The organism is Streptomyces sp. NRRL S-337 (assembly GCF_000720175.1).
GTDB classification, from domain to species: Bacteria; Actinomycetota; Actinomycetes; order Streptomycetales; family Streptomycetaceae; genus Streptomyces; species Streptomyces siderophoricus.
Window position 1 is genome coordinate 14,231 of record NZ_JOIX01000040.1, and the last position, 20,030, is coordinate 34,260.

A 20,030-nucleotide genomic window follows, 5' to 3' on the forward strand; every position below is an offset into this window, starting at 1 on the left:
GTGGACCGGTTCGGGCCGGGAATCGTCCGCGCTTGCCCCGCTCCACGCGAAATTCGCCGTCCGGCCGGGGAAGTGCAGGTCAGGGCCGATTGTCAGTGGTGTGCCGCACGATGGGGTCAGACGGGCCGAATCAGCGTTCGGCCCCGAACCGGCATGTGACGACAGGAGGTTCGTCATGGCAGCTCGTCCCACCGGGGCCAGTTCCGCTGCGTACGGTCCCCCGAGCGATGTCCACCCCGTCCTGCGCCGGGCGGCCGCACCACCCGCCGCCCTGGCCCTGCTCGCCCAGGCCCAGCAGGGTCTCGAAGAAGCGCGGACCCTGAACGCCCCCAACGAGCGGTTCGCCACCGCCCATCTGGCCGCGCTGCGCACCGCAGCCGCCGTCCTCGCCGTGCGCGCCCGTCCGGAGCCCACCCTACGCCGCAGGCCGGGCACCGCTCCGCGCCGCGGCCGCCGGGAAAGCATCCGCAGCGCCTGGGACCTCCTCCCCGAGGTCGCGCCCGAACTCACCGAGTGGAGCGCCCTGTTCGCCTCCGGCGCCGCCCGCCGGGCCCGGGCCGAGGCCGGGATAGCCGGCGCGGCCAGCAGCCGGGACGCCGACGACCTCCTGCGGGACGTCGCCATGTTCCTGCGCCTGGTCGAACGGATGCTGCTCCTCCAGCCACCGCTGCCGCCCCAGCGGGCGGGGTGAGCGGGCCGCCGTAAGGGAAGCGCGGGGCGTCACCGGCGGAGCGAGCGGGCCGCCGGCGGCGGGCCCCGGGGCTGGGCGGGGGAGCGTCACGGACGGGCCGCGAGGCCCGGCGGGGCGGGCTGAGCAGGCCCTCACCCACTCCGCGGGGCTCCGTGGACGGCGGACGGCGCGGGACGGAATAGGGTGGTGGACGACTGGATGTTCATGCCCCCGCCGAGGAGCCACCCGCCGTGTCTGACCCGCTGCGCCCGCGCGCATCCCTTCGTACCGCCGTGGTCTGGGACGTCCTGAAGGACGCCCTGGAGCGCCGGGTCAAGGCGGCCGGGCGCGACGCCCTGGACGTTCTCGACACCGGCGGCGGCACCGGCAACTTCGCCGTGCCGGTCGCCCGCCTCGGTCACCACGTCACGGTCGTCGACCCCAGCCCCAACGCCCTCTTCGCCCTGGAGCGCCGGGCCGCGGAGGCCGGCGTCGCCGACCGGATCCGGGCCGTCCAGGGCGACGCCCACGGCCTGTTCGACGTGGTCGAGCGCGGTGGCTACGACACCGTGCTCTGCCACGGCGTGCTGGAGTACGTCGACGACCCGGCCGAGGGCATCCGCAACGCCGTCGACGCGCTGCGCCCGGCCGGCACCCTCAGCCTGCTCGCGGCCGGCCTCGGCGGTGCCGTGCTCGCCCGCGCCCTGGCCGGCCACTTCACCGAGGCCCACCAGGCCCTCACCGACCCGGCCGGCCGCTGGGGCGAGGGCGACCCGGTGCCCCGCCGGTTCACCGCCGAACAGCTCACCGGCCTGGTCGCCGCCACCGGCCTGCAGGTCGGTGCGGTGCACGGTGTCCGGGTCTTCGCCGACCTGGTTCCGGGCGTACTCGTCGACACCGAGCCGGGCGCCATGGACGCCCTGCTGAAGCTGGAGGCGGCCGCCGCCGAGCAGCCCGCCTTCCACGCCGTCGCGACCCAGCTGCACGTCCTCGCCGAGCGCGACTGACCGGGGAGCGGGCCCGGCCGGCTGCGTGCGGTCGGCCACAGGCCACCCGATCAGCCCCTTGGCCCCGTATGATCGGTGTACGACGTTCCGGCATGACGGACAGGCGGGTGGGGAATGCACGCAGCATCACCCCCGGTCGCCACGGCGGCCCGGACAGTGAACTGGCGTCGAGGGGCGGGTTTCACGGGGGCGATTCCCTGCCTATCCTGAAAGGGTCGCACCCCGGTCGCCCCCCGCGACCGACGAGTAGGAGGACTCCGTGCCGCTCTCGGAGCACGAGCAGCGCATGCTCGAGCAAATGGAGCGAGCGCTGTACGCCGAAGATCCCAAGTTCGCGACAGCGCTTGAGGGAAGCGGGCTGCGTACGTACACCCGGCGACGGGTCTACCAAGCGGTCGCGGGCTTCCTGGTGGGTATCGCCCTGCTCATGGCCGGCATGGTCGCGCAGCAGATCTGGATCAGCGTGGTCGGATTCCTCGTGATGCTCGGTTGTGCCGTGTTGGCGGTCACCGGGTGGCGCAAGGCGCCCAAGCCCGGTGAACAGCGCGCCGGAGCCGAGGGCCCGGCGCGGCGTCAGGCCCGGCCGCGGCGCTCGATGATGAACCGCATCGAGGACCGCTGGCAGCGCCGCCGCGACGAGCAGCAGGGCCACTGACCCCGCTCCGAACGTCCTCCTCCTGACGCGCCGTCGCCGCGTCACCGGTCTTCCGTGCTGTGGCCGCCCGATCCCTTCGGGCGGCCACAGCACGTTCTGCTCTCGCCGGCAGGTTTTGCTGCCGCCGATATGGTGTGCCGCCGGCAGGTTTTGCTGCCGCGCTGTGCCGTGCCAGCAGGCGGTATGGCCGCGCCGGGCCAGCTGGGTACGGCCGCGCCGGGTGGCATGGCCGTACCGGCCCCGCTGGCCCCCTACCGGCCCCGCCGACCGTCGCGGCCTGACCGGGCGTCGCGTTCTCCCCGGCGTCGGGCCCCCGCCGACCGTCGCGGCCCTGCCGAGTCCCTGGCCCTGCCGAGTCCCTGGCCCTGCCGAGTCCCTGGCCCTGGCGAGCACTCTGGCCCCACCGGCTGTCCCCGGCCCTTGGCCCTGCTGGACGTCGCGGACCGCTGCACGACGCCCTGGGCCCGTCCGACGGACGCGCGCCTCGCCCTGGCCCCGCGCCACGCCCCGGACGCCCTCTGTGGCCGGGCGCCGCCCCTGCCCCCTACGCCCGCTGCCGCCGCCCCCGCCGGAGCGCGGACGTGGCTCGTCGTAGTGCGGTCGACGGGCGGCTCGTACGGCAGCGGAGGCGCAGGGATGCCCAGCGGGCCGCGACGGCCCGGCGGAGGCGGGCGGCCGAGCGTGGGGCGAACAGTGCCCGCAGCCGCAGGGCACGGGGCGCACCGGCCCGCAATCCGGCCAGCACCTGCTGGACGTCGCCGGCCAGTCCGGTCACCGGCCGGGGGCGCGGGGCGTAGAGGATCTGCTCGACCGCCTCCGCGACCCGGCGGGCAGCGGCGGCGGGCTCCGGTTGCAGTTCCCCGACGCGAATGATCCGGGCGGCCGCCCTGCGCGGGGTCAGCGACTCGTCCGGGACGATCCCGAAGTCCCAGGCGGTGTCCAGCAACTCCTGCCAGGCCGCCAGCGCGGCCGCCGCCCCGCCGGCGTCCGTCGCGCGGCCCCCGCCCGGGCCGCCGGGCGCCAGTCGTCGGGAGCGCAGCCGCAGCCGCCACAGCAGCGGGACCAGGGGCAGCAGCAGGACGAGCAGCGCGGCCGGCCCGAGAGCGGCCACCGCCCAGGGGGACGGGCCACCGTCCGACGGGCGGGCGCCGGACTGCGCGGGCACCGTCGGACAGGCCGCTCCGCTGCCGGCCGGATGCTCACCCGGGCCGCACGAGGGCGTCGCCGAGGGGCCCTGCGTGGGCGGTGCGGGCCGGGCCGGCGCGGGGTCCGGGCGGCCCGGCTCGGTGCTGCCCGAGGTGTCGGGATAGGCGTAGTCCGGGATGCTGCCGCGGCTCGGTGTGGGCTCGAAACGGGTCCAGCCGATGCCCTGGAAGTACAGCTCGGGCCAGGCGTGCGCGTCCTTGAGGCTGACCGAGGTCGTGCCGTCGGGCTGCTTCGTCCCCGGGGTGAAGCCGACCGCGACCCGGGCCGGGATGCCCAGCGTGCGGGCCATCGCCGCCATCGAGAACGAGAAGTGGACGCAGAAGCCCTCCTTCTGCCGCAGGAACCGGGCTATCGCCTCGGCGCCGCTGCCGGCCCGCACCTCGGTGTTGTACGTGAAGCCGCCGTCGAGCGCGAACCAGTCCTGGAGCTTGACGGCCTTGGCGTAGGCGGTCGAGGCGCCCCGGGTGATCCGGCGGGCGGTGGACCGGACGACCGGGGGGAGCGAGGCGGGCACCTTGGTGTATTCGCGCAGCAGCTCGCCGGGTGGTGCCGGGGCGGCGGCCAGTTGCCGGGAGGTGGGCCGCACCTGGAGGCTCTCGACCTGGTACTGCAGATCGCGGGTGTTCTGGCCGCGGTCGCCGACCAGCGTGCGGCCCTGCGGCTCGAAGCGCCAGCGGCCGGAAATGTCCACCCGGGACGCGGGATAGGGGAGCGGCAGCCAGTTCTGCGCGTACCACCCGGCGGTCGAGATGGAGGTGTTGATCCGCTCGCGGCCGACCGCGGAACTGAGGCCGGGCGGCTCCGGCAGCCGCTCAGGCACGTCCGTGACCGTGCGCTCGGACGGCTTCCAGGTCGTGCCGTCGAACTGGTCGAGGGCGACGATCCGCAGATACAGATCGCGGGTATCGGCGGCGGTGGTGCGGTAGTTGAGGACCTCGCGGTCCTCGGGCTGGTTGAGGCTGTCCTGCAGCGACACCAGAGGGTTGACCGCGGAGATCGTGCCGCCCCCGCCGCCGCGGCCCGGACCGCCGCCGGTGGGGCCGAGCAGTCCGTCGCCGAGGGAGGGCAGCGCGGCGGGCACCACGAGGGCGATGCCGAGGACCAGGGCACCGATCCGCCGGCCCGTACGGACCGGCGCGGTGGCCGGTCCGTACGCCGCGGAACCCGGCCCGCCGCCCGGCCGGCCCGGGTCCGCGGCGCCGAAGACCCGGCCCCACTGGGAGAGCCGGTCGCGGCCCTCGGCCAGCAGGAGCAACAGATAGCCCGCCGCCGCGATCAGGAACCACAGCCAGCCCGCACCGCCCTGGGCCAGCCCCGCCGCGACCGAGTAGAGGGCGAGCAGCGGCAGGCCCGCGGGCGCGGCACTGCGGTACGTCACCGCCAGGGCGTCCACGATCAGGCCGATCAGCAGCACCCCGGCGACCAGCAGCAGCCGGATGCCGGGGGTGACCGGGGCGGGGATGGCGTACCGGCCGACGTCCTGGACGCCGCTCCGCAGCAGCCGGCCGAAGGCAGCGGCCGCGTCCGGGCCCGGCAGCAGGCCGAGCACGGCGTCGGCCGGCACGAAGAGCACGGTCAGCAGCAGGACCATGATCAGCAGCTGGGCGGCGATCGTCAGCGGGCCGGCGAGCGGGACCCGGCGGGCCAGCGCGCCCACTCCGGTCATGATCGCCAGCAGGATCGTTGCCTGGAGGATCCAGCTGATCGGATCCACCAGCGGCAGCAGTGCGCAGGCGGCACAGAGGGTGGCCACCGCGGCACACAGCGCGAGTCGTGCCCGGCCGCTCATCGGTCCGCCTCCCCTCGCGCGAAGCCGTCCCCGTACGCATCCCCGTAGACGTGGTGCTTCCGCACCGGCCGCACGCTCCCGTTCATGGCCGTCCCCCCGTCACCGTCTCCGCGGCGTCGTCCGGCCCCGGCTCCAGGCGGTCCGGCACCGTCCCGGCCTGGTCGGCGGCGGCCCGCCACAGATCGGCGAGCGCGTCCCCCGGCGTCACCGGCAGCGCCGTCCAGCCCGCCCGCCGCAGCAGCCGCAGCCGTTCGGCGAGCGGCACCTGGCCGGTGGCGAACCGGATGCCGCCGGGCCCCCGGCTCCAGGCGTCGCCGTCCAGGACGAACGCGATCGCCGTCCCGCAGCGCCGGCGCATCTGCCCGGCGATCGCCGCCTGTTCGGTGTCCAGGTCGCCGAGGAAGGCGATCAACAGCCCCTCGCTGCCGCCGCGCAGCACCTCGTACGCCGCCGACAGCCCCTCCTCCTCGGAGTGCTCGACCACGGCGAGGGTGTCCAGCATGAGGCCGGCGGTGTCGGCGGAGCCGGCGCTCCCCGGGAAACCACCGGCGCCGTCCGGGCACGGGACCGAGCTGCCGGTGTCGGTCAGCAACCGGACCGCGAAACCGCGCTCCAGCAGATGCACCGCCGTCGAGGCGGCGGCCGACACCGCCCATTCGAAGGCCGAGTCCGGTCCGCCTCCGGGGTGGGCGAGGTCGCGGGTGTCCAGCAGGACCGTGCAGCGCGCCTTCTGCGGCTGCTCCTCCCTGCGGACCATCAGCTCGCCGTGGCGCGCGGTGGACCGCCAGTGGATCCGCCGCAGGTCGTCGCCGTGGCGGTAGCCGCGCGGGATGACGTCGTCCTCGCCGGCCAGGGCCGGCGAGCGGTGCCGGCCCTCGCCGTACCCCGCGGTCTCGCCGGCCAGCCGGACGGCCGGCAGCGGCTCGACCCGGGGCACCACCATCAGCGTGTCGAAGGTCTGGAAGGAGCGGGTCAGCTCGCACATCCCGAACGGGTCGGACAGCCGCAGCTGCAGCGGCCCGAGCGGATAGCGGCCGCGCAGGTCCGAGCGGACCCGGTAGGTGACCTCCCGGCGGCCGCCGGCCTCCACCCGGTCCAGGACGAAGCGCGGCCGCGGCCCGAGGACGTACGGCACCCGGTCCTGCAGCATCAGCACGCCGGTCGGCAGCCGGGAGACGTTCTCCATCAGCAGCCGGACCCGGGACTCGGTGCCGGCCGGCACCCGGGCGGGCGAGAGGGCGCGGCTGCCCGCGACGCGGTAGCGGGTGCGGTGCAGGACCAGGACGCACACCAGCGGCAGTGCGGTGAGGAGCAGCCCGACCCGCAGCAGGTCCGGCTGCCCGAGCAGATACGAGCACACCGCGGCGGCCACCCCGGCGGCCAGGAACGACCGCCCCCGCGTCGTCATCCCCCCGAGCGCCGCCCGCAGCCCACCCGGCTCCGGCGTCCCCTCGCTCCCCCCTCCGCTCATCACAACCCCCGGACCCCGGGCGGCTGCCGGCCGTGCGTCCGCCACGGCTGCGCGGACGGCTCGGGAACCGGGACGCGCTGGAGGATCTCCACCACGATCTGCTCGGCCGATCTGCGGCTCAACTGCGCCTGGGCGGTGGGCAGCAGACGGTGCGCCAGCACCGCGACCGCCAGCGACTGGACGTCGTCCGGCAGGGCGTACTCCCGCCCCGCGAGGGCCGCGGTGGCCTTGGCGGCGCGCACCAGGTGCAGCGTCGCCCGCGGTGAGGCACCGAGCCGCAGCTCGGGGTGGTGGCGGGTGGCGGACACCAGGTCGACGGCGTACCTCCGGACGGCCTCGGCGACGTGGACGTCGCGGACCGCGTCGATCAGCTTGAGGATCTCGTGGGCGTGCGCCACCGGCTGGAGGTCGTCGAGCGGGGAGGCGCCGCCGTGCACGTCCAGCATCTGCAGCTCGGCGGCCGGGCTGGGGTAGCCGATCGACACCCGCGCCATGAACCGGTCGCGCTGGGCCTCGGGCAGCGGGTAGGTGCCCTCCATCTCGACTGGGTTCTGGGTGGCGACGACCATGAACGGGCTGGGGAGTTCGTAGGTCTGCCCGTCCATCGTGACCTGGCGCTCCTCCATGGACTCCAGGAGCGCGGACTGGGTCTTGGGGGAGGCGCGGTTGATCTCGTCGCCGATGACGATCTGGGAGAAGATCGCGCCGGGCTTGAACTCGAAGTCGCGCTGCTGCTGGTCGAAGATGCTGACGCCGGTGATGTCGGAGGGCAGCAGATCGGGCGTGAACTGGATGCGCCGCACCGAGCAGTCGATGGAGCGGGCGAGCGCCTTGGCCAGCATGGTCTTGCCTACGCCGGGCACGTCCTCGATGAGCAGATGGCCCTCGGCCAGGAGCACCGTCAGCGCGAGCCGTACGACCTCCGGCTTGCCCTCGATCACGCCTTCCACCGACCGGTGAACCCGCTCCGCGGTGGTGGTCAGATCGGTGAGGCTCGCTCGTTCGTCATACGTCGTCACTCGGCCCTCCTCGGCCCTGTGCCACGGGCCGACACCCCCTTGTGCGGAACCGGCCCACCCCGAAAATGCGCGCCGGGCCGGCCACCGCCGGCACGACGTCACCTACGCATTCTTGCCGCCCGCGCGCTCCGGCGTCATGACCTGTGGATAACTCACCACCTCGTGCCCCGGCGTTCCGGGCGAACCCGGCGATTCCGGCGCGGGCCGGCCCGGAAAACCGGGCCGGCCCGCACTCCGGACGGTCAGTCCTGGGGGTCGATCTCCCGCAGCAGACCCGTCGTGACGTCGAAGACGAAGCCGCGCACGTCGTCGGTGTGCAGCAGGAAGGGCGAGGTGCGCACCCGCTGCATGGACTGCCGGACGTCCTCGTCGAGGTCCTTGAACGCCTCGACCGCCCAGGTCGGGCGCTGGCCGACCTCGGCCGCGAGCTCGTGGCGGAAGTCCTCGGTCAGATTGAGCAGTCCGCACCCGGTGTGGTGGATGAGGACGACGGAGCGGGTGCCGAGCGCCCGCTGGCTGATGGTCAGGGAGCGGATGATGTCGTCGGTGACCACACCACCGGCATTGCGGATGGTGTGGCAGTCGCCGAGCTCCAGGCCGAGCGCGGCGTGCAGGTCGATACGGGCGTCCATACAGGCCACGACGGCGACCTTGAGGACGGGCCGGGCGTCCATGCCGGGATCGGTGAAGTCGGCGGCATAGCGCTGGTTGGCCTCGACCAGACGGTCGGTGACCGTGCCGCCGGAGCGCACGGCCGCACTGTCGAGGGACGGGGACGACGGCTGCGATGCAGGTATGGGCATGCATTCACCGTAATAGTCACTGGGCGTTCCGGCGCCGTGGGAGGCCGGGCATAGGGGGCAACGTCACCCCTTGTGAGGTAATCCACAGCTCCGACCGGGCAGCCGCCACACGGGTGAAAAGCCCGCCGGGACGGCCCCGGCGAACCCGTCGCGGGACGCGCGGAACCAGTTGATTGACCGGGGCAGCCGGTGGACTAAAGTGGCGCGAAGTGGGAGGCGTGACGCTCTCCTTGGATACCGAATTCCTCGCGTGCGCGCATCGTACGTACGGCTCGGCCTCCTCCCGCTCCCATGGACTTCCGACGTCACTTCCCCGTCGCCGGAGGGCCACTTCCCCTTCAGAGCGGGCGGGGACCAAGCGGTACGTGCGGCATCCCCCAGCCAGCGGCCGGGGACCCACCTGCCGCCCACCCCATCGGAAGGCGCATGAGTAATACCCGCCACGTACCCGTCATGCTCCAGCGGTGTCTGGACATGCTCGCCCCTGCGCTCGCCGAGCCCGGCGCGGTCGTCGTCGACTGCACCCTCGGCCTCGGAGGGCACAGCGAGGCGCTGCTCACGGCCTTCCCGGCGGTCCGGCTGATCGCCCTCGACCGCGACCCGGCCGCCCTGAAGCTCGCCGGTGAACGTCTCGCCCCCTACGGCGACCGCGCCACCCTGGTGCACGCCGTCTACGACGAGCTCCCCGAGGTGCTCGCCCGGCTCGGCGTCCCCCGGGTCCAGGGCGTGCTCTTCGACCTCGGCGTCTCCTCCATGCAGCTCGACGAGGCCGACCGCGGCTTCGCGTACGCCCAGGACGCCCCGCTGGACATGCGCATGGACCAGACCACCGGCATCAGCGCGGCGGAGGTCCTCAACACCTACCCGCCCGGGGAGCTGGTGCGGATCCTGCGCACCTACGGCGAGGAGAAGCAGGCCAAGCGCATCGTCTCGGCCATCGTCCGCGAGCGCGCCAAGGAACCCTTCACGAACAGCGCGCGGCTGGTCGAGCTGATCCGGGACGCGCTCCCGCAGGCCGCCAAGCGCACCGGCGGCAACCCCGCCAAGCGCACCTTCCAGGCCCTGCGCATCGAGGTCAACGGCGAACTCGCCTGCGTGGAGCGGGCCGTCCCGGCCGCCGTGGACGCGCTCGCGGTCGGCGGCCGGATCGCCGTGCTCTCGTACCACTCCCTGGAGGACCGGCTGGTCAAGCAGGTCTTCGCGGCCGGCGCCACCAGCACCGCACCGCCCGGCCTGCCGGTCGTGCCGGAGCAGTACCAGCCCCGGCTGAAGCTGCTCACCCGCGGCGCCGAACTCCCCACGGAGGAGGAGATCGCGGAGAACCGCCGGGCCGCCCCCGCCCGGCTGCGCGGCGCGGAGCGCATCCGCGAGAACGTCGGGGACGGCAGGAACGGCAGGAACACCCACCACCCGGTGGGCACCCCGTGAGAAGCCAGGGGCGGCCGCGCGGCGCGCAGAAACGGCTCTCCGCGCTGTTCCCGGCCGCCCCGGCCGCCCCCGGCACCGCGGCGCGCACCCCGTTCGTCCTCCTCATCGTGGTCCTCCTCGGCTCCGGGCTGATCACCCTGCTGCTGCTCAACTCCGCGCTCAACCAAGGGTCGTTCGAGCTGAGCCGGCTGGAGAAGAAGACCGACGAGCTGACCGACGAGCAGCAGGCGCTGCAGCAGGAGGTGGACGGCTACTCCGCACCGGGCGCCCTGGAGCGGCGCGCCCGGCAGCTCGGGATGGTGCCCGGCGGCGCTCCGGCGTTCCTGCTCCCGGACGGCACGGTCCGCGGCAAGCCAGGTGTGGCCGGTGCCGACGGCGCGCCGCTGAGCACCTCGGCCGAGCCGTCCGCGTCCGCCCTCCTGGGCACCACCGCGCGCGGGCCGGCCGCCCCGCGCGTCCCCGCGACCGCACCGGTCGTCGCGCCGTCCGTCGAGCCGCCGGTCCCGGCCGGCTCCGGGACGCTCGGCCCGCAGAGCACCCCGGCTCCCGCTGCGTCCCCGGCCCCCGCCCCCGCGCGCGTCCCCGCCCGGGCCGCCGCCCGCCCCTCCGGCTCCGGGCCCGCCCCCGCCCCGACGACCCCCGGCAGGTGACCGCGGTATGACCGAGCCCAGGGACCCCCGCCGGGTTCCGCGCCCCGCCCGGCGCGGCGGTCAGCCCCAGGACCGCACCGGCCGCCCGCCCGCCGCCCGGCGCCCCGCGCCGCGGCCCGGCGCGCCCCGCCCGGCCGCCCGCCGCCCCGCCCCGGCCCGGCTCGGCTCCGGCCCTCAGGCGCTCCGCCTCGGCAGCCCGCGCCCCCGGCTCCGCCTGGTCTCCCTCGGGCTCACGCTGATCATGCTGGTCTTCGTCGTACGGCTCTTCCAGGTGCAGGCCGTCGACGCCGGGGCGTTCGCCGCCCGGGCCAACGAGAACCGCTACGTCCCGGTCAAGCTGGCCGCCGAGCGCGGCGACCTCACCGACCGCAACGGCGTGGCGCTGGCCACCTCCGTGGACGCGTACGACATCACCGCCGACCCCAGCCTGCTGGCGCCCGCCAAGACCAAGATCCGCGACGCCCCGCAGCAGGCCGCCGCGTTGCTCGCGCCGATCCTGCACCTCGACAAGGCCGCGCTCACCGAGAAGCTCGACCGGCCCGGCTCCCGCTACGTGCTGCTCGCCCGGCAGCAGACCCCCCAGGTGTGGAAGCGGATCAAGGACCTCCGCAAGACCCTCGACGCCCGGGCGGCCGCCGCCCCCAAGAGCGCGCCCCGCCCCGACGTCCTGGTCGGGATCTTCGCCGACAAACACAGCAGGCGCGTCTACCCCAACAAGGACCTCGCCTCCGGCGTCCTGGGCTTCGTCAACAGCGTCGGCAAGGGCGGCGGCGGCCTGGAGGCCCGGCTCGAGACACAGCTCGCCGGCAAGGACGGCAAGCTCGTCTACGCCCAGTCCGGCGGCCGCAGGGTGCCCACCGCCGCCACCCAGGAGCACCCCGCCGTCCCCGGCGCCGACATGGAGCTCACCCTCGACCGCGACATCCAGTGGGCGGCCCAGCAGGCCATCACCAAACAGGTGGCGAAGTCCGGGGCCGACCGCGGCTACGTCGTCGTCCAGGACACCCGCACCGGCGAGATCCTGGCACTGGCCAACGCTCCCGCCTTCGATCCCAACGACATCACCAAGGCGGAGCCGGAGGCGCTCGGCAACGCCGCGCTGTCCGACGCGTTCGAACCGGGCTCCACCAGCAAGCTGATGTCGATGGCCGCCGTACTGGAGGAGGGGGTCGCCACCCCGTCGACCCGGGTCACCGTCCCCAACCGGCTGCACCGCGGCGACCGGCTCTTCGCCGACGACGTCGACCACGAGACCTGGCACCTCACGCTCAACGGCGTGCTCGCCAAGTCCAGCAACATCGGCACCATCCTCGCGGCCGGCCAGCTCGGCCGGACCCAGCCCGAGGCCAACCGGGTCCTCTACTCCTACCTGCGCAAATTCGGCATCGGCCGGCCGACCGGGCTGGACTTCCCGGGCGAGACCGACGGCATCCTGGCCAAGCCGCAGGCATGGAACACCTCACAGCAGTACACGATCCCCTTCGGCCAGGGGCTGTCCCTCAACGCCGTACAGGCCGCCTCGGTCTACTCCACCATCGCCAACGGCGGCGAGCGGATCGCCCCCACCCTCGTCCGCGGCAGCACCGGGCCCGACGGCCGCTTCGTCCCGGCGCCCAAGCCCGCGAAGACCCGCGTGGTCAGCCAGAAGACGGCCCGCACCCTCGCCACCATGCTGGAGTCGGTGGTCGACGACGAGGAGGGCACCGGCGCGAAGGCGAAGATCGACGGCTACCGGGTCGGCGGCAAGACCGGCACCTCCAACCGGGTGGACCCCAAAACCGGCCGCTACCACGGCTACACCGCGTCCTTCGCCGGGTTCGCCCCCGCGGACAAACCGCGCATCACGGTCTATTGCGCCGTGCAGAACCCGACCAAGGGCAGCTACTTCGGCGGCCAGGTCTGCGGCCCGATCTACCAGCAGGTCATGGCCTTCGCGCTGAAGACCCTCCAGGTACCGCCGACCGGCGCCGAGCCCCCGCGCCTGCCGGTCACCTTCAGGCCAGGCCAATGAAATCGAGGCAATCCCGCCGTGACGACCATCACCCCCGACGGCCTCCCCGAGCCCGCCGACCGCGCCCCCACACGGCCCTCACTTCGCCCCGGGCCCGATCGGCCCGGTACGCTCACCGCCGTGTCACAAGCTGATCAGTCCCCGAACGCCCCGCACGCTCAGAAGGGTGGCCCCGGTACGTACCCGGGAGCGCCGCGCCCTGACCACGTCCGCCCCACCCCCCTGGCGGACCTCGCCGAGCAGCTGGGAACCCCGGCGCTTGCACCCGAGTATCCCGGTGCAGGCACCGGCTCCACCGGAGCGGCTGACGCCGCGCAGCCCGTTTACGTCACCGGCATCACGCACGACTCCCGGGCGGTCCGTCCCGGCGACGTCTACGCCGCGCTGCCCGGCGCCCGGCTGCACGGTGCCGACTTCGTCGCCCAGGCCGCCGACCTCGGCGCCGCGGCGATCCTGACCGACCCGTCCGGTGCCGACCGCGCGGCCGCGACCGGCCTGCCGGTCCTCGTCGTCGACAACCCGCGCGGACGGATGGGCGCCCTGGCCGTCTCCATCTACGGCGCGCCGGGCGAGGACCTGCTCCAGATCGGCATCACCGGCACCTCCGGCAAGACCACCACCGCGTACCTCATCGAGGGCGGACTGCGCGCCGCCGCGGCCAAGCGCCCCGACGGCGGGCTGACCGGTCTGATCGGCACCGTGGAGACCCGGATCGGCGACGAGCGGATCAAGTCCGAGCGCACCACCCCGGAGGCCACCGACCTGCAGGCGCTGTTCGCCGTGATGCGCGAGCGCGGCGTCCGCGCCCTCGCCATGGAGGTCTCCAGCCACGCCCTGGTCCTCGGCCGGGTCGACGGCTGCGTCTTCGACGTCGCGATCTTCAACAACCTCAGCCCGGAGCACATGGAGTTCCACTCCGGGATGGAGGACTACTTCCAGGCCAAGGCCCAGCTGTTCACCAAGGCCCGCAGCCGGGCCGGCGTGGTCAACCTCGACGACGAGTACGGCCGGCGGCTGGCCGAGGGCGAATCCGAGGTCCCGGTCACCACCTTCTCCGCCGAGGGCCACCCGGACGCCGACTGGCGCGCCTCCGACGTCGAGGTCGGCGCGCTCGGCTCCACCTTCACCGTGCACGGCCCCGACGGGCAGACGCTGCGCGCCGCCTCCCCGATCGCCGGCCCGTTCAACGTGGCCAACGCGCTCGCCGCGATCACCGCGCTGGTCGTCGCCGGCATCGACCCGCAGACCGCGGCCGACGGCGTCGCCGCGGTGCCCGGCGTCCCCGGCCGCCTGGAGCGCGTCGACGCCGGCCAGCCGTACCTGGCGGTGGTCGACTACGCCCACAAGACCGACGCCGTCGAGTCGGTCCTGCGCGCGCTGCGCAAGGTCACCGACGGCAAGCTGCACGCCGTCCTCGGCTGCGGCGGCGACCGCGACCCGCACAAGCGCGCCCCCATGGGCGCCGCGGTCGCCCGCCTCGCCGACACGGCCATCCTGACCTCCGACAACCCGCGCGGCGAGGACCCGCTCGCGATCCTCGCCACCATGCTGGCGGGCGCCGCGGAGGTGCCGATCCACGAACGCGGCACGGTGCTGGTGGAAGAAGAGCGGGCCGCCGCCATCGCCGCCGCCGTCGCCCGCGCCGAGCCCGGCGACACCGTGATCGTCGCGGGCAAGGGCCATGAGCAGGGCCAGGACATCGCCGGAGTGGTACGCCCCTTCGACGACCGTCAGGTGCTGCGCGAGGCCATCGAGGCTTCCTTGACGTCACCGCACCCGAAACACCAGGGATGACACTCCGCCATGCGCGCACAACCGATTCGCCGTCACCGACCGCCGTTCGCCGGGGGTGACCTGTGATCTCCCTGTCCCTCGCAGAGATCGCGAGCATCGTCGGCGGGCAGCAGTACGACATACCGGACGCCGACCGTCAGGTCACCGGACCGGTCGTTGCCGACTCCCGGGCGGTCCGCCCCGGCGGCCTGTTCGTGGCCTTCGCCGGGGAACGCGTCGACGGCCATGACTTCGCCCGCGGCGCCGTCGAGGCCGGCGCGGTGGCCGTACTGGCCGCCCGCCCGCTCGGCGTCCCGGCGATCGTCGTGCACGACGTCACCGCCGCGCTCGGCGCACTCGCCCGCGCCGTCGTCGAGCGGCTGGGCACCACCGTCGTGGGCCTGACCGGCTCGGCCGGCAAGACCAGCACCAAGGACCTGATCGCCCAGCTGCTGCAGCGGCACGGCCCGACCGTCTGGCCCGAGGGCAACCTCAACAACGAGATCGGGCTGCCGCTGACCGCGCTGCGCGCCGATGCGACGACCCGTCACCTCGTGCTGGAGATGGGCGCCCGCGGCGTCGGCCACATCCGCTACCTCGCCGCGCTGACCCCGCCCCGGATCGGCGTGGTGCTCAACGTCGGCTCCGCGCACATCGGCGAGTTCGGCGGCCGTGCGCAGATCGCGGAGGCGAAGGGCGAACTCGTCGAGGCGCTGCCGGCCGCCGAGGACGGCGGGATCGCGGTGCTGAACGCCGACGACCCCTACGTCCGCGCCATGGCGGCTCGCACCAAGGCCCGCACGGTGCTGTTCGGCGAGGCCGAGGACGCCGCCGTACGCGCCGAGAATGTCCGGCTCACGGAGCTCGGACAGCCCGCCTTCACGCTTCACACACCCTCCGGGTGCAGCGATGTGACCATGCGGCTGTACGGTGAGCACCACGTGTCGAACGCGCTCGCCGCGGCCGCCGTCGCCCATGAGTTGGGCATGCCCGTAGACGAGATCGCCACCGCGCTCTCCGAAGCCGGCACGCTCTCCCGCTGGCGCATGGAGGTCACCGAGCGCGCGGACGGCGTGACGGTCGTCAACGACGCCTACAACGCGAACCCCGAGTCCATGCGAGCGGCGCTGCGTGCGCTGGTCGCGATGGGCGCCGCCGCCAAGGCGAAGGGTGCTCGTACGTGGGCGGTGCTCGGTGAGATGGCCGAGCTCGGCGAGGAGTCACTCGCCGAACACGACGCGGTCGGGCGGCTGGTCGTCCGGCTCAACGTCAGCAAGCTCGTGGCGGTCGGCGGCAGGGAAGCGGCCTGGCTCGACATGGGCGCCAAGAACGAGGGTTCGTGGGGTGAGGAGTCGGTGCACGTGTCCGACGCGCGGGCGGCGGTCGACCTGTTGCGCAGCGAGCTGCGGCCGGGAGACGTCGTGCTGGTGAAGGCGTCCAGGTCGGTGGGGTTGGAGCGGGTGGCCGCAGCACTGCTGGATGACGCAGGGCTTTCGGGCGCCGAGGGTGGAGCCGCGACCCGATGAACTCGATGAAGCAGATCCTCTTCTCCGGAATGATCGGGCTCTTCCTGACCCTGATCGGCACCCCGCTGCTGATCAAACTGCTGGCCAAGAAGGGGTACGGGCAGTTCATCCGCGATGACGGCCCGCGCACCCACGGCAGCAAGAAGGGGACGCCCACCATGGGCGGCATCTCCTTCATCCTGGCGACGATCATCGCCTACGTCGTCACGAAGGTGATCACCTCCAGCGACCCGACGTTCTCGGGCGTGCTGGTGCTCTTCCTCTTCGCGGGGATGGGCCTGGTCGGCTTCCTCGACGACTACATCAAGATCGTCAAGCAGCGCTCGCTGGGCCTGCGGGCCAAGGCGAAGATGGCCGGCCAGCTCATCGTCGGCATCGCCTTCGCCGTGCTCTCGCTGCAGTTCGCGGACCTGCGTGGACAGACCCCGGCCTCGGACCGGCTGTCCTTCACCCAGGACTTCGGCTGGCAGATCGGCCCGGTGCTCTTCGTCATCTGGGCGCTGTTCATGATCCTGGCGATGTCCAACGGCGTGAACCTCACCGACGGCCTCGACGGCCTGGCCACCGGCGCCTCGGTGATGGTCTTCGGCGCGTACACCTTCATCGGCATCTGGCAGCACCAGGAGTCCTGCGCCAACCAGATCACCGCGGGACCGGGCTGTTACGAGGTCCGCGACCCACTCGACCTGGCGGTCGTGGCCTCCGCCCTGATGGGCGCCTGCTTCGGCTTCCTGTGGTGGAACACCTCGCCCGCGAAGATCTTCATGGGCGACACCGGCTCGCTGGCCCTGGGCGGCGCGCTCGCCGGTCTGGCCATCTGCTCCCGCACGGAGCTGCTGCTCGCCCTCCTCGGCGGCCTCTTCGTCCTGATCACCATGTCCGTGGTCATCCAGGTCGGCTCCTTCAAGATGACCGGCAAGCGGGTCTTCCGGATGGCGCCACTACAGCACCACTTCGAACTCAAGGGGTGGTCCGAAGTCCTTGTGGTGGTCAGGTTCTGGATCATCCAGGGCATGTGCGTCATCGTGGGACTCGGCATCTTCTACGGCGGCTGGCAGGCAGCGAAGTGACCACGCACGACCCGGACCGGATCCCCGAGGGGTTCGCCGGCATGAACATCACCGTCGCCGGCCTCGGCGTGAGCGGCATCAGTGCCGCCCGCGCCCTGGCCGGCCTCGGCGCCCGCGTCACGGTCGTGGACGGCGGCGCGGGCGAGAAGCAGCAGGAGTCCGCGCGCGAACTGGAGGCGGCCGGGATCGCGGTCCGCCTCGGCGACGGCGAGACCCTGCCCGAGGGCACCGACCTGGTCGTCACCTCGCCCGGCTGGAAGCCCGACAGCCCGCTGTTCGCGGCGGCCGCGGCGGCCGGTGTGGACGTCGTCGGCGACGTGGAGATCGCCTGGCGGCTGCGCGGACCGGACGCGGCCGACTGGCTCGCGGTCACCGGCACCAACGGCAAGACCACCACCGTCCGGATGCTCGCCGCCATCCTGGAGGCCGAGGGCCTGCACACCATGGCCGTCGGCAACATCGGCACCCCGATCGTCGACGTCGTGCTGAACCAGGGCAAGGACGGCGCCCGCCCCTACGACGTGCTCGCCGTCGAGCTCTCCAGCTACCAGCTGCACTGGGCACCGTCGCTGCGCGCGCACTCCGCCGCGGTCCTCAACCTCGCCCCCGACCACCTCGACTGGCACGGCTCCATGGCGGCCTACGCCGCCGACAAGGGCCGGATCTACGAGGGCAACCGCGTCGCCTGCGTCTACAACGTGGCCGACAAGGCGACCGAGGACCTGGTGCGCGAGGCCGACGTCGAGGAGGGCTGCCGCGCCATCGGCTTCACCCTCGGCACCCCCGGCCCCTCCGAACTCGGCGTCGTCGACGGCATCCTGGTCGACCGCGCCTTCGTCGAGAACCGCCAGAAGCAGGCCCAGGAGCTCGCCGAGGTCTCCGACATCGCACCCGGCGCAGGCCCCGCCGCCCCGCACAACGTCGCCAACGCCCTCGCCGCCGCCGCGCTGGCCCGGGCCTACGGCGTCGCCCCGGCCGCGGTGCGCGACGGCCTGCGCGCCTTCCACCCGGAGGCCCACCGCATCCAGCACATCGCGGAGATCGACGGCGTCCGCTACATCGACGACTCCAAGGCCACCAACACGCACGCCGCCGAGGCGTCGCTGGCGGCGTACGAGCACATCGTGTGGATCGCCGGCGGGCTCGCCAAGGGCGCAACCTTCGACGAGCTGGTGAAGACGGCGGCGGCCCGGTTGCGCGGCGTGGTGCTGATCGGTGCCGATCGGGCGCTGATTCGCGAAGCCCTGGCGCGACACGCCCCCGAGGTCCCGGTCGTCGACCTCGACCGGACCGACACTGGGGCGATGCCCGAGGCCGTCCGGGAAGCGACCCGTCTGGCCGAGCCCGGCGACACCGTCCTGCTGGCTCCGGCCTGTGCCTCGATGGACATGTTCGTCAATTACAACAAGCGGGGCGACGCCTTCGCCGATGCGGTCCGCGAGCTGACCGCGAAGGACCAGTAGACCGTTTCTCCCCGTGGCCGCCGGCAGCCGGCGGCGAGCGCACTTGGAGGGGACGAGGATGACGGCCCGATCGGCGGACGCAGGCAGAGCGGGCGGAGGATCGTCCGCGAGACCGCGCGCGGGATCCGCCGCGCGAGCCGGCGGGCGCGTGTCCGGCCCCGCGCGCCCGTCCCGCCGGCCCGCGACGGCGCGTCCGGCGCGCGGCGGCGGCCGTCCGTCGGCCGGCGGTCCGCAGCGGCTGCTGGACCGGCTGAAGCGCGCCTGGGACCGTCCGCTGACCGCGTACTACCTGATCCTCGGCGGCAGTCTGCTGATCACCGTCCTGGGCCTGGTGATGGTCTACTCGGCGTCCCAGATCAAGGCGCTGCAGTCCGGCCTCGCCCCGTCGTATTTCTTTCGCAAACAGCTGCTCGCGGCCGTGCTCGGTGGCGTGCTGCTGCTGATCGCGACCCGGATGCCGGTCCGGCTGCACCGTACGCTGGCCTATCCGCTGCTCGCGGGCTCGGTCTTCCTGATGTGCCTGGTGCAGATTCCGGGCATAGGGGTCGCGGTCAACGGCAACCAGAACTGGATCAACCTCGGCGGTCCTTTCCAGATGCAACCGAGCGAGTTCGCCAAACTCGCGCTGGTTCTATGGGGCGCCGACCTGCTGGCCCGCAAGCACGACAAGAAGCTGCTGGTGCAGTGGAAGCACCTGCTGGTGCCGCTGATCCCGGTGGCGTTCCTGCTGCTCGGTCTGATCATGCTCGGCGGCGACATGGGCACCGCGATCATTCTCACGGCGATCCTGTTCGGGCTGCTGTGGCTGGCAGGTGCGCCGACCCGGCTGTTCGTCGGGGTGCTGGGCACCGCGACGGTGATCGGCGCGCTCTTGATCAAGACCAGCGCCAACCGGATGTCCCGGCTCGCCTGCATCGGGGCGACCGATCCGGGCCCCGGTGACCAGTGCTGGCAGGCCGTGCACGGGATCTACGCCCTGGCCTCCGGCGGATTCTTCGGTTCCGGCCTCGGTGCAAGTATGGAAAAATGGGGCGAACTCCCTGAACCGCACACCGACTTCATCTTCGCCATCACCGGGGAGGAACTGGGTCTGGCGGGGACGCTGTCGGTCCTCGCCCTCTTCGCGGCTCTAGGCTATGCGGGTATCCGCGTGGCCGGACGCACGGAGGACCCCTTCGTACGGTACGCCGCGGGAGGTGTGACCACCTGGATCACGGCCCAGGCCGTGGTCAACATCGGTGCGGTGCTCGGCCTGCTGCCGATCGCCGGTGTCCCGCTCCCGCTGTTCTCCTACGGAGGCTCCGCCCTGCTGCCGACGATGTTCGCCGTCGGGCTGCTGATCGCCTTCGCGCGTGACGAGCCCGCCGCCCGGGCGGCGCTGGCCGCGCTGGCTACGCGGAAGCCGGTTTTCGGCAGGAAACCGGCTGGGGTGAGATGGAAGACGATGAGACGGCGCGTCAAGAAGCGGCCGTCCGGAGAGCGGTGAATT

15 protein-coding genes are annotated in these 20,030 nt (G+C 73.5%); 11 read left to right on the plus strand and 4 right to left on the minus strand.

What is annotated here, in order from left to right; translation table 11 throughout:
• The first annotated feature begins 175 nt into the window (after nucleotides 1–175).
• The 3 genes from IG62_RS0125255 (at nucleotide 176) to IG62_RS0125265 (ending at nucleotide 2,332) form a co-directional block, all read left to right on the plus strand.
• Complete coding sequence (locus tag IG62_RS0125255) at nucleotides 176–691, plus strand: SAV_6107 family HEPN domain-containing protein (protein ID WP_030807628.1); 516 nt, start codon at nucleotides 176–178, stop codon at nucleotides 689–691.
• 230 nt (nucleotides 692–921) lie between these two features.
• On the plus strand, nucleotides 922–1,677 hold the full coding sequence (locus tag IG62_RS0125260; protein ID WP_030807631.1) for a methyltransferase: 756 nt from the start codon (nucleotides 922–924) through the stop codon (nucleotides 1,675–1,677).
• A gap of 259 nt (nucleotides 1,678–1,936) precedes the next feature.
• The gene (locus IG62_RS0125265; RefSeq protein WP_030415502.1) at nucleotides 1,937–2,332 is read left to right on the plus strand and encodes a DUF3040 domain-containing protein; all 396 of its coding nucleotides are present in this window, start codon (nucleotides 1,937–1,939) and stop codon (nucleotides 2,330–2,332) included.
• A 544-nt stretch (nucleotides 2,333–2,876) separates the two neighbouring features.
• On the opposite strand, the gene IG62_RS0125270 is transcribed toward IG62_RS0125265, so the two are convergent.
• The 4 genes from IG62_RS0125270 to IG62_RS0125285 form a co-directional block, all read right to left on the minus strand.
• A complete protein-coding gene (locus IG62_RS0125270; protein WP_030807634.1) occupies nucleotides 2,877–5,327 on the minus strand; it encodes a transglutaminaseTgpA domain-containing protein in 2,451 nt (816 codons plus the stop codon).
• A gap of 82 nt (nucleotides 5,328–5,409) precedes the next feature.
• The gene (locus IG62_RS0125275) at nucleotides 5,410–6,798 is read right to left on the minus strand and encodes a DUF58 domain-containing protein (RefSeq protein ID WP_030807636.1); all 1,389 of its coding nucleotides are present in this window, start codon (nucleotides 6,796–6,798) and stop codon (nucleotides 5,410–5,412) included.
• Nucleotides 6,798–7,817 carry an AAA family ATPase gene (locus IG62_RS0125280; RefSeq protein WP_030807639.1) on the minus strand — a complete coding sequence of 340 codons (1,020 nt, stop codon included), beginning with the start codon at nucleotides 7,815–7,817 and terminating at the stop codon, nucleotides 6,798–6,800. Before IG62_RS0125280 ends, IG62_RS0125275 begins: the two co-directional genes overlap by 1 nt.
• A 242-nt stretch (nucleotides 7,818–8,059) precedes the next feature.
• The gene (locus IG62_RS0125285; protein WP_030807643.1) at nucleotides 8,060–8,620 is read right to left on the minus strand and encodes a beta-class carbonic anhydrase; all 561 of its coding nucleotides are present in this window, start codon (nucleotides 8,618–8,620) and stop codon (nucleotides 8,060–8,062) included.
• A gap of 426 nt (nucleotides 8,621–9,046) precedes the next feature.
• Between IG62_RS0125285 and rsmH the strand changes: the two genes are divergently transcribed.
• The 8 genes from rsmH (at nucleotide 9,047) to ftsW (ending at nucleotide 20,027) form a co-directional block, all read left to right on the plus strand.
• Complete coding sequence (rsmH, locus tag IG62_RS0125290; RefSeq protein ID WP_051798551.1) at nucleotides 9,047–10,048, plus strand: 16S rRNA (cytosine(1402)-N(4))-methyltransferase RsmH; 1,002 nt, start codon at nucleotides 9,047–9,049, stop codon at nucleotides 10,046–10,048.
• Nucleotides 10,045–10,698 carry a septum formation initiator family protein gene (locus tag IG62_RS0125295; RefSeq protein WP_030807650.1) on the plus strand — a complete coding sequence of 218 codons (654 nt, stop codon included), beginning with the start codon at nucleotides 10,045–10,047 and terminating at the stop codon, nucleotides 10,696–10,698. Before rsmH ends, IG62_RS0125295 begins: the two co-directional genes overlap by 4 nt.
• A gap of 7 nt (nucleotides 10,699–10,705) precedes the next feature.
• Nucleotides 10,706–12,709 carry a peptidoglycan D,D-transpeptidase FtsI family protein gene (locus tag IG62_RS0125300; protein WP_030807653.1) on the plus strand — a complete coding sequence of 668 codons (2,004 nt, stop codon included), beginning with the start codon at nucleotides 10,706–10,708 and terminating at the stop codon, nucleotides 12,707–12,709.
• Between the two features lie 18 nt (nucleotides 12,710–12,727).
• Nucleotides 12,728–14,503: a UDP-N-acetylmuramoyl-L-alanyl-D-glutamate--2,6-diaminopimelate ligase gene (locus IG62_RS0125305; RefSeq protein ID WP_030807656.1), complete on the plus strand. Its 1,776-nt coding sequence runs from the start codon at nucleotides 12,728–12,730 to the stop codon at nucleotides 14,501–14,503.
• 62 nt (nucleotides 14,504–14,565) lie between these two features.
• Nucleotides 14,566–16,008, plus strand: coding sequence for a UDP-N-acetylmuramoyl-tripeptide--D-alanyl-D-alanine ligase (locus IG62_RS0125310; protein WP_030807659.1), 1,443 nt, complete (start codon nucleotides 14,566–14,568; stop codon nucleotides 16,006–16,008).
• Nucleotides 16,009–16,013: 5 nt separating this feature from the next.
• Nucleotides 16,014–17,078 (plus strand): phospho-N-acetylmuramoyl-pentapeptide-transferase, encoded by a 1,065-nt coding sequence (gene mraY / locus IG62_RS0125315; RefSeq protein ID WP_030417128.1) that lies wholly within the window; start codon nucleotides 16,014–16,016, stop codon nucleotides 17,076–17,078.
• Between the two features lie 41 nt (nucleotides 17,079–17,119).
• Nucleotides 17,120–18,541, plus strand: a complete 1,422-nt coding sequence (murD, locus tag IG62_RS0125320) for a UDP-N-acetylmuramoyl-L-alanine--D-glutamate ligase (protein ID WP_051798560.1) — start codon at nucleotides 17,120–17,122, stop codon at nucleotides 18,539–18,541.
• A gap of 58 nt (nucleotides 18,542–18,599) precedes the next feature.
• Nucleotides 18,600–20,027, plus strand: coding sequence for a putative lipid II flippase FtsW (ftsW, locus tag IG62_RS0125325; RefSeq protein WP_420711102.1), 1,428 nt, complete (start codon nucleotides 18,600–18,602; stop codon nucleotides 20,025–20,027).
• The last annotated feature ends 3 nt before the right edge of the window (nucleotides 20,028–20,030 follow it).

Bases quoted from the DNA above. Each gene is read 5' to 3' on its own strand.
- ftsW (WP_420711102.1), top strand. From the start codon at position 18,600: ATGACGGCCCGATCGGCGGACGCAGGCAGAGCGGGCGGAGGATCGTCC.
- IG62_RS0125270 (WP_030807634.1), bottom strand. From the start codon at position 5,327: ATGAGCGGCCGGGCACGACTCGCGCTGTGTGCCGCGGTGGCCACCCTC.
- IG62_RS0125275 (WP_030807636.1), bottom strand. From the start codon at position 6,798: ATGAGCGGAGGGGGGAGCGAGGGGACGCCGGAGCCGGGTGGGCTGCGG.
- IG62_RS0125300 (WP_030807653.1), top strand. From the start codon at position 10,706: ATGACCGAGCCCAGGGACCCCCGCCGGGTTCCGCGCCCCGCCCGGCGC.
- mraY (WP_030417128.1), top strand. From the start codon at position 16,014: ATGAAGCAGATCCTCTTCTCCGGAATGATCGGGCTCTTCCTGACCCTG.
- IG62_RS0125255 (WP_030807628.1), top strand. From the start codon at position 176: ATGGCAGCTCGTCCCACCGGGGCCAGTTCCGCTGCGTACGGTCCCCCG.
- rsmH (WP_051798551.1), top strand. From the start codon at position 9,047: ATGAGTAATACCCGCCACGTACCCGTCATGCTCCAGCGGTGTCTGGAC.
- murD (WP_051798560.1), top strand. From the start codon at position 17,120: ATGAACATCACCGTCGCCGGCCTCGGCGTGAGCGGCATCAGTGCCGCC.
- IG62_RS0125285 (WP_030807643.1), bottom strand. From the start codon at position 8,620: ATGCCCATACCTGCATCGCAGCCGTCGTCCCCGTCCCTCGACAGTGCG.